The sequence below is a fragment of the Synechocystis sp. PCC 6803 substr. PCC-P genome (genome assembly GCF_000284455.1).
Classification (GTDB): domain Bacteria; phylum Cyanobacteriota; class Cyanobacteriia; order Cyanobacteriales; family Microcystaceae; genus Synechocystis.
Genome location: NC_017039.1, coordinates 2,487,998 through 2,501,856, shown reverse-complemented (window position 1 = coordinate 2,501,856; position 13,859 = coordinate 2,487,998). Strand labels below are relative to the sequence as shown.

The following is a 13,859-nucleotide window of genomic DNA, read 5'->3' as shown; positions in this document are numbered from 1 at the left end:
TCCCTAATCTGCACTTTAGATTTGCCCTTACTGAAATTTTCCTTGACATAATGGTAGGAGATACATTAGGAAAGGGCTTGTCGGCGAAGCTATTTAGCTGTTAGGTTTGTCCTTTTTAACCAAATTCGGCCTTCCCGTGCCTATCCACCGCCGTGTTTAAATCCTTCTCCCGCAAACTTAAGCGCTCTACCGTCAACTTTCTCCACCAGTTAGCGAACACATTGGAAGTGGAGGAAGAGGTTAAATCTTCGGCGATCGAGGAAAAGACTCTCCCCGTTGCACAGGTTGCACAACATCTTGAGTCTGAAGCGCAAAATTCTGTCGATGGCGATGATGGGTTAATTTTCCCTGGGGATGGCGATGCCGCCGAACTGGAACCGGGTTATGGCAGGGGCAGGGAAATGGTTACAGCCATTAATATTCAAAACGTTCAACACCATAGCTCAGCCAATGGAGCAGCAGCAGCGGAGCAAAACAAAAGCAATGGTAATGGTAGTGAACCTGGGGCATCTACCGTCACTGCTGAGCAAGTTACGTCCGTTCCCCTATCCTCTGCCGACAATACATTGGAGAGGGGGAGCCGCCGCCGTCGCCGCCGCAAAAGGGGTAAACATAAACAGTCTGCGCCCAAAACGCCCCTTGCTTTGGTCACCGGACTAAAAAACGTTGGGCGATCGGTTTCCCAATTAACTCAACAGCCTCGATTTTGGTTGGTATTTGGTTTTGGCTTGGGGGCCGGCATGGGAACTTCCGCTTTGGCCTGGGGCTTTTACCAGTTGGAAACCATGACCCAGGTGGCGATCGCCGATGTGGTCACCTATGCCCCTAGGGGAACCATGACCATCAAGGCGGCCAATGGGGCCATTCTCCAGGAAATTGGTAATGTCAGCCACGATAAAGTCACCATGGGGGAAATTCCGCCCCTAGTGGAGCAGGCATTCGTTGCCAGTGAAGATAGTCGCTTCCGGGAACACCGGGGCATTGATCTCCAGGGCATTATGCGGGCGTCCCTGTCCAATGTGCAATCCGGGGGCGTAATGCAAGGAGGCAGTACCATTACCCAACAGTTAGCCCGCCTCGTGTTTCTTACCCAAGACCGCACCCTAGCCAGGAAATTGAAGGAGGTGCGATTGGCTCAAAAAATTGAGACTGCCTTACCCAAAGATCAAATTTTGGAACGCTATCTAAACTTGATCTATCTGGGCTCTGGGGCCTACGGGGTAGCAGATGCGGCCCATGCCTATTTCAGCAAGACTCCGGAAGAGTTGACCCTAGGGGAGGCGGCCACTTTAGCGGGAGTAGTACCAGCCCCCAGTGTTTATTCCCCCCGACAAAATTTGGAGCTAGCTACCCGTCGCCGTAATGAAGTGTTGAACCGCATGGCAGAAGTGGGTTTTATTACCCCCGCAGAGGCCCAGGCGGCGATCGCCGAACCCTTAGTAATCAACCCCAGTCCCCTGAAGCGCTTTAACCGGGAGGCGGAATTTTTTGCTGACTATATTTTGGATGAGTTGCGGGCCAAATTACCGGAAGAAGAACTGCAACAGGGGGGATTAACTGTGAACACTACCCTCAATCAACAATGGCAAGAGGAAGCCCAAACTGTTCTCAGCGATGCGGTGAAAAGATACGGCCGTTGGCAGCGGTTTTCTGAAGGGGCCATGGTGGCCATGGATCCCCGCACCGGGGCCATCAAAATGATGGTGGGTGGCAAAGACTACGATGCCAGTCAGTTTAACCGAGTGACCCAAGCCAAACGACAACCAGGATCAACTTTTAAACCCATTCTGTACGGAGCGGCGATCGCCTCCGGCATTTCCCCCAACAAAAGTTACCTTAATGTGCCCATTGACATTGGCGGCTACCAACCGGCCAACTATGGCGATCGCTATACTGGCGGCAACATGTCCCTGACGGATGCTCTCACCAGTTCTGTCAATGTGGTGGCGGTGCGCTTACTGCTGGATGTGGGCTGGAATCCAGTCATCAATTTGGCCCGACAAATGGGGATTACTTCCAAGCTGGAACCTACCTATTCCCTCGCTTTAGGCGCTTGGGAAATGACCCCGTTGGAAATGACCAGTGCCTACGGTACCTTTGCCAATAAGGGTACCCATGTGCAACCCTACGCCATCCAAAATGTGGTCAACGCTCAAGGGGAAGTGGTGTACAAGGCAGAACATAAACAAACCCAAGCCCTAGATCCCGAAAGCAATGCCATCCTCACTTCCATGATGCGTCGGGTCGTCACTTCCGGTACTGGTCGCCCCGCTCAATTAGGCGATCGCCAAGTAGCAGGAAAAACCGGTACATCGGATGAAGCAAAGGATCTTTGGTTTATTGGTTATATTCCCCAACTGGTCACCGGGGTGTGGTTAGGCAACGACAATAGTCGCCCCACCAATGGAGCCAGCACCACCGCCGCCATGGTTTGGGGACAATTTATGCGGGACGCCACCAAGGGGATGCCGGTGCAATCCTTCCCTGCCCTGCCCAAAAATCTCGACCAACGTAAACCCAGCATTAAAGCCGAACCCATTAAGCGTCGGGTCAAAACCCTTGCTCCTCCTAGCTCACCGGAAACAGACGGTCAGAACACCACTGAGCGACCCCGCCGTCATCGCCGTACCCAGACCGATGCCGCCCGCCCCAGTAATATCCAAACTGCTAGGACTAGTGCTCCAGCTTCTGCACCCTCAGCTCCCCCTAGGGCAGTCAGTGCTCCGGCCCCAGTTGCTGCTCCTGCAGCCGCCCCCGCCGATGCTAATGCCGGATTACCCGCTCCCCCTGCTGCCCGTAAATCTGAGTAACTAGCGACTAACTATATGGGCGTGGTTTAGTCACTCCGCAAAGTTGAGACATAAATTTACCCCATTCATCGATAAAGCCAGAGGGGTTGACCACTGGTGGAAAGCTCAAACTCGCACCATTTTAGGCTTTCCGTCAAACCAAGGTTATCGGCCATGGTCTGTAGTTGACTATCACCACCGGTGAGTCTTCTGACTAAAGGTTTGGGGTCTTCAATGGTATCCAGTTCTACTTTGTCTGGATCCAAGCCCGCCAAAGTAGCGGCCCATTGCCTTGCATCTTCCTCCGTGCCCAGGCGATCGACTAAACCCAATTCCAGAGCCTGTTGCCCGGTGAAAATTCTTCCGTCGGCAAATTCTTTGACTTTTTCCACTGCCAAATTGCGCCCCGCCGCCACCGTGGAGACAAATTGCCCGTAGCTGTCGTCAATCAAAGCCTGCAAAATAGACTGTTCCTCCGGCAGCAATTCCCGGTCAAAGGACAAAATGTCTTTGTAGGGCCCGGATTTAATCACTTTAAAAGAAACTCCCACTTTCTCTAGTAATCTTTCCAGGTTATTGCCCCGTAAAATTACGCCAATACTGCCGGTGATGGTGCCAGAGTTCGCCATGATGTGGGGACAACCCATGGCAATGTACACACCTCCAGAAGCAGAAATGTTACCAAAACTGGCCACAACTTTGATCTTTTCGCTTAATTGCTTCAATTTAGTGTAAATTTCCTGGGAATCCACCACTGTGCCCCCAGGGGAATCGATGCGGACCAATAGGGCGGGATATTTTTTTTCTTCCACCGTCTTTAGAGCCTTCAATACTGCTTTGCGGGTTCCACTGGCGATCGCCCCGGTCACTTCAATGCGGGCAATCTTTTTACGGGTGCTGGTTTTGAAGGGCCAAATCATAAATTTTACTAACAAAAAGGAATTACAAAACAATTAATCAATGGGGAACTATTCTAACAAACAAAGGCTGGGACGATGGACATTCCCCATGTATCTCTGGTTAGGTCAATATTTCTCCCCCTAATAACTTTTCATATCTTTGGACTAATTTTATTTTTAAATCAGGATGCGCCTCTAAATTAGGATCCTCTACCATCATGGTTTCCGCTGCTTCCCTCGCCAACAATAGAACCTCTTGATCTTCCACCAAACTAGCCAAAGCAAAATCCGGTAATCCTGATTGTTTAGTGCCTAAAAATTCCCCTGGGCCCCGCAAACGTAAATCCATTTCTGCAATAAAGAAACCATCTTGGGACTGTTCCATTACTCCCAATCTTTGCCGGGCATCATTACTTTTACTGTTGGTGACCAATAAGCAATAGGACTGGTGACTACCTCGACCGACTCGCCCTCGCAATTGATGCAGTTGGGAAAGACCAAAACGCTCTGCATTTTCAATCACCATCACTGTGGCATTGGGAACATCGACCCCCACTTCGATCACGGTAGTGGAAACAATAATTTCTGTTTGCTTTTCTCGAAAAGCTGTTAGAGCGGCCTCTTTTTCAGCACTTTTTAATCGGCCATGTAACAGGCCGATATTAAAGTTGGGAAAGATTTTTTCAGTTAAATACTTATGCTCTTCCACTGCTGCTTTAATGTCTAATTTTTCCGATTCTTCGATCGCCGGAAAAATGATGTAGACTTGACGACCCTGGGCCACTTCCCGCCGAATCAGTTCGTACATTTGTGGCCTTTCCTTGGCAGTGATGACACTGGTGTGAATGGGCTGACGGCCGGGGGGCAATTCGTCAATTTGGCTCACTTCTAGGTCCCCATGGAGGGTTAAAGCAAGGGTGCGGGGAATGGGAGTGGCGGTCATGCTTAAAACATGGGGCGCATTACCTTTGGCCAAAAGCTTAGCCCGCTGTTGTACCCCAAAACGATGTTGTTCATCAATAACCACTAAACCCAACCGTTGAAAGTTAACTGTTTCTTGAATTAGGGCATGAGTTCCCACTAGTAACGGTAATTGACCCGTAGATAATTGGGCATGAATTTCCCTTCTTTTGGCAGTTTTAGTGGACCCCGTTAACAATTCCACTGGCAAATAAAGCAAATTAAACCAACTTACTAATTTTTGATAATGCTGTTCTGCTAACACTTCCGTAGGGGCCATTAGAGCCGCTTGGTAACCTCCCTGGAGAGCGGCTAAAATTGCAAAAACCCCCACCACCGTTTTCCCGGATCCCACATCCCCTTGTACTAGACGATTCATAGGACTTGGTTTATTTAAGTCTTGCAAAATTTCATTTACTACCCGTTGTTGAGCTTGGGTTAACCGGAAGGGCAATAAGTCACTAAATTTTTCTAATAATTCGCCATGGGGAGTAAAAATAGCGCTTTGTTGCTGCTGTTTTTGTTCGTAACGTCTTTGCAAAAATCCTAACTGTAAATAGAAAAATTCATCAAATACTAATCTTCTCCTGGCTAAACTTAACTTTTCCGTATTCTCAGGGAAGTGAATTTGGGCAATGGCGGTTTGCAAATCAATTAATTCATATTTTTCCCTAATCTCTTGGGGCAGAGGATCAGACAACTTGGCGATCGCCGTTTGACAGGCTAGAACTAATTTCCGTAAAAAATCCGCTGTTATGCCTTCAGTGAGGGGGTAAACGGGCAGCACCCGACCCACTTTGAAAGAGTCAATGCTGGGACTATGGCGATCTAGCACCTCAATTTCCGGATTATCCAGAGTCAGACCAAATTTACTAGATTTCACCAAGCCAGAGGCCGCCACCACTGCCTGGGGAGGGTAAAGTTTTTTGATTTTCTCTTGCCAACCCCGATGGGCAAACCGTTTACCGGCATAAAAACGGGATAGTTTGATCCGCCCTGTTTGATCCCGCAACTGGATTTGCAAAATATTTAAATTCTGATTTTTGGGACTGGTAAAGCAAGTGCAATTTACCACCCGCCCCACAATGGTTACCGTTTCCCCCGCTGTTAATTCAGCAATAGTTACCTGTTGGGCATAGTCCAAATAATCCCTGGGGAAATAGAACAACAAATCTTCCACCGTTGCTAAACCCAAGTTTTTGAGCAGTTTAGTTTGATGTTGACTCTGGGAAACTACCGTTGCTAAAGGGGTATGGAGTTCAATTTGACCCGATTTAGGATAACGGGGTTCGGAAACTTGGGGACGATTAACCTGGGCTAGTAAATCCTTTTTTGGTACAGAATCCCTAGGAGGAGATTCCAAACTGCGACGTAATTGATGTAAAAAACGACGGGTACTGGCCACCAAACTTTTTCTTTCAGCTTCCTCCAGTTGGTCATACTGGGCAAATCTTTGGGCAAACTCCCGCCATTTCTGGCGATCGCCGGGGGAACTACCAGGGGGGGGAGGACTGCCAAAACTTAAACAGAGGAAGTCGCCAAAGCGGTGCTGTTTACCCTGCAAATTCTGAAAACCCCGCTCCACTTCCACGGTCAAAGCCTTTTGTAAACGAGGCCAATCAACGGACACAGACACCTCAACCAAGCTACATTGCACCAGCTAAAGACGGTTTTCCCCATCCTAACCCAGGTAGCCAGGGCCAACCCATTCTCGTTAGAATGCCACTGGAAGCCTAGGCTTGGCAGTATTTAGTCATCCATTAACGGGTTCCTCCTCAATCCTTGCCAATGTTGGCTCCCGCTGAACCAGCCAGCAAAATTAAGTAATTATTAAAACCATTAATATGTCTCCAGCCCCCATGCCCGTTACCACCGCCGAACAAGATCGCGATGTAGTGGTGATCGACGCAGTGGTGGAGGAAGTTCGCCCCCCCCGTTTGCCCAAAAGTCATCTGGAGGATTTAGGACCTGTTAGTGATATGTTCCCGGAAAGTTGGGAATATCACCCAGATTTGATCATGGAGTTTTATCGCAAGCGGCCGTTACAAGTATTAGGTCGTTTAATCAATATTTTGTTTCCCCTATTGCGATTTATTCTGGGTATTTGGTGGGAAAAATTGAGGGGTAAAGACCCCACCGTTTCCAGGGCGAAAGCTATTCAATTAAGAGAACTATTAACCAATCTTGGCCCTACTTATATCAAAGTTGGCCAAGCTCTTTCCACCAGGCCCGATTTAGTGCCGCCGGTCTTTTTGGATGAGTTGACAACGTTACAGGACCAATTACCTTCCTTTCCCAACGAGGTTGCCTATCGTTTTATTGAAGAGGAGTTGGGGGCCCCCGCCGAGGAAATTTACGCCGAATTATCTCCGGAGCCCATTGCCGCCGCCTCCTTGGGGCAGGTGTATAAGGGTAAGTTGAAAACCGGCGAAGCTGTGGCAGTTAAGGTACAAAGGCCAGATTTGGTGCGACGCATCACCCTTGATATTTACATCATGCGCTCCCTCTCCCTCTGGGCCCGGCGATCGGTGAAAAGATTGCGCTCTGATTTGGTGGCCATTACCGACGAATTGGCCAGTCGAGTATTCGAGGAAATGAACTATTACCAAGAGGCCATTAATGGCGAAAAATTCGCCCAACTCTATGGCAGTTTGCCAGAAATTTATGTGCCCAGTATCTATTGGCAATACACTGGCCGACGGGTTTTGACCATGGAGTGGGTGGAAGGAATTAAGTTAACCAATATCAAAGCGATCCAAGCCCAGGGTATTGATGCTACCCATTTGGTGGAAGTGGGGGTACAGTGCTCCCTGCGGCAATTGTTGGAACATGGCTTTTTCCACGCCGATCCCCACCCCGGCAATTTATTGGCCATGGCGGACGGCCGTTTGGCCTACTTGGACTTCGGCATGATGAGTACTATTCAGCCTTACCAGCGCTATGGTTTGATCGAGGCAGTGGTTCATTTGGTGAACCGGGATTTTGATTCCCTAGCTAAGGATTATGTCAAACTGGATTTTCTCAAACCAGATACGGATTTAAAACCGATTATTCCCGCCCTTGGTCAGGTGTTTGGTAATGCGTTGGGGGCCAGTGTGGCGGAGTTAAACTTTAAGAGCATCACCGATCAAATGTCGGCCATGATGTATGAGTTTCCTTTCCGGGTGCCGGCTTATTATGCTCTGATTATTCGTTCCATGGTCACCCTAGAAGGTATTGCCATTGGTATTGATCCTAACTTCAAGGTATTGAGCAAAGCCTATCCCTATATCGCTAAAAGATTGTTAACGGATCAATCAGAAGAGCTACGCACTTCCCTGAAAGAATTACTATTTAAAGAGGGGAGTTTCCGATGGAATCGTTTGGAAAATTTATTGCGTAATGCCAAAAATTCCCCTGGCTTTGATTTTGATTATGTGCTTAATGAAGCAACAGAATTTTTACTTTCAGACCGGGGACAATTCATTCGCGATCGCCTGGTGGCGGAATTAGTCAACAGTATTGATCAACTGGGGCGCAACACTTGGCAACAGGTCAGCCACAATATCCAGGAAAGAATTAGTTTTCTGGGTGACTTAGGTAATGGCAACGGTAAAGCCCATCAAACCAAAACGATCAAAGTTGTGCCTCAACCCGCCATCGCTCAACAGGAGGAAACTTGGCAGCATTTACAAAATCTTTGGCAAATTCTTAAAGAGACCCCCGGTTTTGACCCCCTCAAGTTTGTGCCGGTGTTGAGTCAAATTATTGTTAATCCCACTTCCCGTCGGATGGGTCAACAGGTGGCGGAAGGACTACTGCAAAAGGCGATCGCCAGGGTAATCCGGCAATGGGCCCTGGCTTTGGAAAGTCAGCCCAATCCAGCCATCAAAATCCGCAATGCAGCCTAGGCCATGGTTGCCATAGGTTCCAGTCAAAATTTTGCTGAGGCGAGATCAAGCCAGTGCCGGTCAATGAGACAATAAAAGGTTACGTCCCCAAATTGCCTTGGTAATGAGTCTGAATTGGATTAGTCGCGCCGATCGCCTACAAGCCTTACCCCCCTATGTTTTTGCCCGCCTCGATGAGTTGAAAGCCAAGGCCAGGGAACAGGGCCTGGATTTAATTGACTTGGGCATGGGCAACCCCGATGGCAAAGCCCCCCAACCGATTATCGAAGCGGCGATCGCCGAGTTGGAAAACCCAGAATCCCACGGTTATCCCCCTTTTGAAGGCACCCAGAGCTTCCGTCAGAGCATTACCCGCTGGTACGCCCGCCAGTATGGGGTGGATTTAGACCCCGATTCCGAAGCGTTACCCTTAATTGGTTCCAAAGAGGGTCTGGGTCATTTAGCCCTAGCCTACGTTAATCCAGGGGATTTAGTACTCGTGCCGACTCCCTCCTATCCGGCCCATTTCCGAGGCCCCCTCATTGCCGGGGCGGAAATTTATCCGATCATGTTATCGGCAAAGGATGACTGGTTAATCCAACTGGACCAAATTCCCGAGGCGATCGCTCAACGGGCCAAGATCCTTTATTTTAACTATCCCAATAATCCCACCACCGCCACCGCTCCCAGGGAATTTTACGAAGCCATCACCGATTGGGCCCGCCATTACCAAATCATGTTAGTCCATGATCTGTGTTATGCAGAATTGGCCTTTGACGGTTATCAGCCCACCAGCTTATTAGAAATTCCCGGTGCCAAGGATTTTAGTGTGGAATTCCATACCCTTTCCAAAACCTACAATATGGCCGGTTGGCGGGTAGGTTTTGTCGTGGGAAATCAAGAAATTATTCAAGGTTTGAGAACGCTGAAAACTAACTTGGATTATGGAATTTTTCGAGTCGTACAAAAAGCAGCAGAAACAGCCCTCAGTTTGCCAGAAAGTTACATTGAAGTAGTGCGAAAGCGCTATCAAGAACGGCGGGACTTTGTTATTAATGGCTTGAGTAAATTGGGTTGGTCTATTACCCCTTCCCAAGCCACCATGTACCTTTGGGTTCCCTGTCCCGTGGGTATGAGTTCCACTGATTTTGCCTTAACGGTTCTAGAAAAAACCGGTGTGGTGATGACCCCCGGTAACGCCTTTGGAGAAGGGGGAGAAAGGTACGTCCGCTTAAGTTTAATTGCCGATGGCGATCGCCTGGGGGAAGCATTACAGCGCATTGAACAGGCAGGCATTCGTTATAGTTGATTGGTGCGATTACAATCAATTAACACTTAAATCCTCTGGGGAGTGAAGTAGATGGTTTTAGCCTCAGCAAAAGTACCAACCCTTTCCCTGGAATCATTCTTGGCCCTACCGGAAACCAAACCTGCCCAGGAATATTGCCGGGGCATTGTCACCCAGAAACCCATGCCCAAAGGTAAACACAGCACAATCCAATTTGAGCTAGCGGCCGCTATTAATGCCCAAGTGAAGCCGGACAAAATTGCCTATGCTCTGCCGGAACTTCGTTGTACCTTTGGCGATCGCTCCATTGTGCCTGACATTGCGGTGATGCGCTGGCAAAACTTGCCTTTAGATAATGGTGGCGAAATAGCAGACCGGTTTGATCGGGCCCCGGATTGGCTCATAGAAATTCTTTCCCCAGATCAGTCGGTCACCCTGGTAATGGAAAAAATCATTTTTTCTCTCAAGGCTGGCACAGAATTAGCTTGGTTAGTGGATCCCATGGCCAAATCCATTACGGTTTTCACCGCCAGTTTACCCCAGGTTTATTTAGCTGAAACTGAAATTCAAGAATCCCTAACGGTTTTTGCTGAGCTTGAAAATTGGTCCATTACCGCCGCCGAAGTTTTTGATTGGCTAAAAATTTAGCATACCCAAACTGTTTGAGTTTTAAAGCAACAATAATGGTGTCAATATTTCATCAATTGGTTAAATTATTTTTAGTTTTTATTTTTGTACTCACTGCTTTCGTCGGTTTTTCCGCCCAGGCGATCGCCGGGGAAGTAACTCTGCTATGGCAAGGAGATGGCGAATATCAAGTTCGAGCCCGGGTGGTTTACCCAGATGAATTTAGAGACAATTCAACGAAAATCGTACAAGTAGTAGGACTGCAAACACTTCAAAATTTAACTGAATTGACCGTGCAAGTTATTGATAGCAAAGGTCGAACTATAGCAAATTACGACAATGTCAATAATAGTCAGGCAAGGGAGAATAATTTTTTGCAATTCCGATTTGACCCTATTAATAAAACTATTAATGGTTGGCTTGACATTGGTGGAGCAGAAGCTAACGATTACTTTTTAAAGGGTCAACCTGGTTTAGGCTTAGATCTTTTCCATCTAGATGCATATGGTAATGAATTTAAGATTGACCACAACAATGGTGTCATTGGGATTAAAACTGATTACTAAGACAAATACTATTAATTTCATTAATCTTTTAACCGCCTATTGTCACAGTTCCAATGTCGTAAATACCAGTTTTATCCGCCGGAATTTCAAAGCGAATGGCCCGGGGAGGATCACCGAATAATTGCAATTCATACTTCCCTGGTCCCAGTCCTGTCAACGCAAATCGTCCCGCTCGATTAGTGAATAACTCCAACGGCGACCAACTGGGATCAGACAAAGACCTAACTTGCCCGACTTGAAGCGCAATCGGGTTCCCTGCTTTATCTACCAACGTCCCCCGTAAAAATACGGTGGATTCCGTACCCACTGTGATTAAAGTACCACTTTTATAGCTCGGTAAAAGATTAAATACCGCATTGCCCAAGTCATAGCCAAGGGGCATATTAGGAGCATCTACCCGCATAGTGGTCAAAGTATAGGAGCTTAGATCCGGCACTACCCCAGGGCCGACATCATTAGCTTCCGCCACAGGACCATACAAACCAGGATTAATTAATACTAATTGATCCGCAAAATTAGGGTTACGGCTAAAAATCACAAAACTATCCCGTACTGGTCGGCTCCAGCCAAAACGCCCATCAGCATAAACTAAGGCCGTACCAAAATTTAAGTTAGTGCGATGGCTAGCCTGATCATAATCATGGTTGAGATTAATATCCCCCAGAAAGCCCCGGTAAGTCAGCCCTAAGCCAGTACCAAAATAGCCGGGATTGGGATTATTGCTGAGGTTAACGGAGGTATTGACGCTGTTATATTGGGCAGGACTACGGGATGTCCAAGTGAGCGTGCTAGCCTGCTCCCGTTGACTGCTCAGATTACTGCGGGCTGTGAGGGATTGGAACTGGGAAGTTTGCAAAAAGTTGAATAATACTTGAGTTTCTGCCCGCCCGGATTGGTCTAAGCGATTGTTCAGGGTCAAATTAGCCTGTAAACCCCTTCCCAGATTAGTGGTAAAACCGATCGCCGCTCGGTAGGCATTGGGCTGGCCAAAACTACCAAGCTGATAACCCAAACCGAGGTTAATTCCCAAACCATCGATTAGAGTTTGACTATAATTAGCCCCAAAAGACCAAGAAACATTATTAGTAGTGGTGCCAAAAAAATCCAATGGTTCCGCAGTAAAGCCGATGGGAAAACTACCAAAGCGCTGAAAATAAGGGCCCAAATATTCCACTTCCAAACCAAAGTTAGGTAGTTGGGCCTGGTTACCTCCTAGGGCCAAAAATTGATACCGCAGTCGGAAAGCATGGTCTAAACCGTTGCCATCATTTTCCAGGGCCGCATCCCAACCAAAGTTACCCACGGAAGTGGCCAAGGTGCCTTCGGTGCCAATCAACTGCTGGGAACCTGCCGCCTGTAGATAACCTCCTAGGGTGAGGGTGGACGTAATACCCTGGCGGTAAAAGCCGCCAATAATGGGTCGGGAAGTGTCATAGCTACGCACCCCATTGGTGGTGTAGGCCGGAACCCCCACCCCCAAGCCAAACTGATTCAAACCCACCGCCAATAGATCCGTCGCTAAGGGAGCCGAAAAAGATAGTTCCTCCACCCGCCCCGCACTGTCGATGATTTTCACCGTCACATTATTAAGCCCCGTATTCAGACCAAAATTACGAATATCCTGGGGCCCCGCTGGCAATTGGAGAGTTTGCCGCAATAGTCCATTGACAAAAATTTCCACCCTAGCAGGGCTTTCCAACAGAAATTCAAACTGCCCTGTGGGCCTAGTGGTCAAATAGGGCTGGAGGGAGAAATTGCGAAACATCGCAAATCCCACCATGGGCACAAAGGACTGATAACTGCGGGCGGTGCTAAACAGATCACCAAGAACATAGCGAACCGCATTATCTGGATCATCCTTTACCAAGCGAATGTCAGAGCGGGTCCAGGGATTGTTGCTTTGCTCAGCAAAACTAGCACTACCCTCTAGCACCCAGCCCTGATAATTAAGGGCCCCTTCTACACCCAAATTCAGGGCTTGGCGGCCCAAATCACCAGTGCCATCCCAGGCATAGGGTTGGGTCCCAATTAAGTTGATAAAACCACTGAAGTTACTGGGACGTAGGGCTGTGGCGGCCCCTGGGGGAAGTTGTAAATTACCGGAGCCATAGACAATGGTTTTGCGGAGATTGGGGGGAATAATAATCCTCAGTTCCAACAACTGGTCATTAAATGTGGCATCTAGACCCACACTTTGCAGAGCCGCCAAGGTTAAATTACCGCTGTCGTCCACCAAATCGGCCAATCTAGTCTGTATATCAGGTCGGGCATATTCTTCCATTTTCAACAACAAAGTGGAAGCGGTGATTTGTAGGCTACTACCCCCTCCCAGGGAAACAAACACTACAATTTGACCCTGTTGCAAATCGTTGATGAAAAAGGGCGCCACCAAACGCTGTACCCCCGTGGGGCGGGGCCGACCGAATACCCGCTCAAATAAATCGTCTTCATTACCCAAATTGCCCGGTGTTGGCTCAGAGGGCGGGGCGCTTTGGTTATCCTCCTGCCCTTGTTCCGGCTCTGGAATTGTCGTTTCCATTAAGGGAGTTTCCTGTCCCAGCAACAAATCCAAGGCAGAATCGGGAGGGGGAAAATCAGCACTAAAAGTTTCTGTTCTAGCTGACTGGGGTAGGATTAGCCCGACGACGGTCATCAGGCAGTTAGCCAAAATAATTACTAGTACTGGCGAGGGGAATCGAAACACCATTGACCTAGATTAGGACCTGTCAGCAAAGTCTGCCAAACAAATTCGCATAGAAGGCGATCGCCGCAAAAGGAGAAATGCTAGCCTAGTCACCTTGGGCTGAAAAGCTCCGGTCTAAGCAGAACCTCAAGTCGCGGACTGCTTGGCAATAACGCTG

Annotated in this window: 8 protein-coding genes; 5 read left to right on the top strand and 3 right to left on the bottom strand. The window is 48.3% G+C overall.

The annotated features are described in order from the left end of the window. Window positions 1-152 precede the first annotated feature (152 nt). Window positions 153-2,810: a transglycosylase domain-containing protein gene (locus SYNPCCP_RS11685; RefSeq protein WP_010873436.1), complete on the top strand. Its 2,658-nt coding sequence runs from the start codon at window positions 153-155 to the stop codon at window positions 2,808-2,810. 65 nt (window positions 2,811-2,875) lie between these two features. Here SYNPCCP_RS11685 and sppA read toward each other — a convergent pair whose 3' ends face one another. Then, on the bottom strand, window positions 2,876-3,709 hold the full coding sequence (sppA, locus tag SYNPCCP_RS11680) for a signal peptide peptidase SppA (protein ID WP_010873435.1): 834 nt from the start codon (window positions 3,707-3,709) through the stop codon (window positions 2,876-2,878). 100 nt (window positions 3,710-3,809) lie between these two features. Next, window positions 3,810-6,305, bottom strand: a complete 2,496-nt coding sequence (gene recG, locus SYNPCCP_RS11675; protein ID WP_010873434.1) for an ATP-dependent DNA helicase RecG — start codon at window positions 6,303-6,305, stop codon at window positions 3,810-3,812. Window positions 6,306-6,492: 187 nt separating this feature from the next. On the opposite strand from recG, the gene SYNPCCP_RS11670 reads away from it, so the two are divergent. The 4 genes from SYNPCCP_RS11670 (at window position 6,493) to SYNPCCP_RS11655 (ending at window position 10,998) form a co-directional block, all read left to right on the top strand. Beyond that, window positions 6,493-8,538, top strand: coding sequence for an AarF/ABC1/UbiB kinase family protein (locus tag SYNPCCP_RS11670; protein WP_010873433.1), 2,046 nt, complete (start codon window positions 6,493-6,495; stop codon window positions 8,536-8,538). Window positions 8,539-8,641: 103 nt separating this feature from the next. Further along, window positions 8,642-9,826, top strand: a complete 1,185-nt coding sequence (locus SYNPCCP_RS11665) for an aspartate aminotransferase (protein ID WP_010873432.1) — start codon at window positions 8,642-8,644, stop codon at window positions 9,824-9,826. Window positions 9,827-9,877: 51 nt separating this feature from the next. Further along, on the top strand, window positions 9,878-10,453 hold the full coding sequence (locus tag SYNPCCP_RS11660) for a Uma2 family endonuclease (protein WP_010873431.1): 576 nt from the start codon (window positions 9,878-9,880) through the stop codon (window positions 10,451-10,453). Further along, the gene (locus SYNPCCP_RS11655; protein WP_223211281.1) at window positions 10,438-10,998 is read left to right on the top strand and encodes a hypothetical protein; all 561 of its coding nucleotides are present in this window, start codon (window positions 10,438-10,440) and stop codon (window positions 10,996-10,998) included. Before SYNPCCP_RS11660 ends, SYNPCCP_RS11655 begins: the two co-directional genes overlap by 16 nt. Window positions 10,999-11,026: 28 nt before the next feature. On the opposite strand, the gene SYNPCCP_RS11650 is transcribed toward SYNPCCP_RS11655, so the two are convergent. Continuing rightward, window positions 11,027-13,705 (bottom strand): fimbria/pilus outer membrane usher protein, encoded by a 2,679-nt coding sequence (locus tag SYNPCCP_RS11650; protein ID WP_010873429.1) that lies wholly within the window; start codon window positions 13,703-13,705, stop codon window positions 11,027-11,029. Between the last annotated feature and the right edge of the window lie 154 nt (window positions 13,706-13,859).

Bases quoted from the DNA above. Each gene is read 5' to 3' on its own strand.
- sppA (WP_010873435.1), bottom strand. From the start codon at position 3,709: ATGATTTGGCCCTTCAAAACCAGCACCCGTAAAAAGATTGCCCGCATT.
- SYNPCCP_RS11670 (WP_010873433.1), top strand. From the start codon at position 6,493: ATGTCTCCAGCCCCCATGCCCGTTACCACCGCCGAACAAGATCGCGAT.
- SYNPCCP_RS11665 (WP_010873432.1), top strand. From the start codon at position 8,642: ATGAGTCTGAATTGGATTAGTCGCGCCGATCGCCTACAAGCCTTACCC.
- SYNPCCP_RS11660 (WP_010873431.1), top strand. From the start codon at position 9,878: ATGGTTTTAGCCTCAGCAAAAGTACCAACCCTTTCCCTGGAATCATTC.
- SYNPCCP_RS11650 (WP_010873429.1), bottom strand. From the start codon at position 13,705: ATGGTGTTTCGATTCCCCTCGCCAGTACTAGTAATTATTTTGGCTAAC.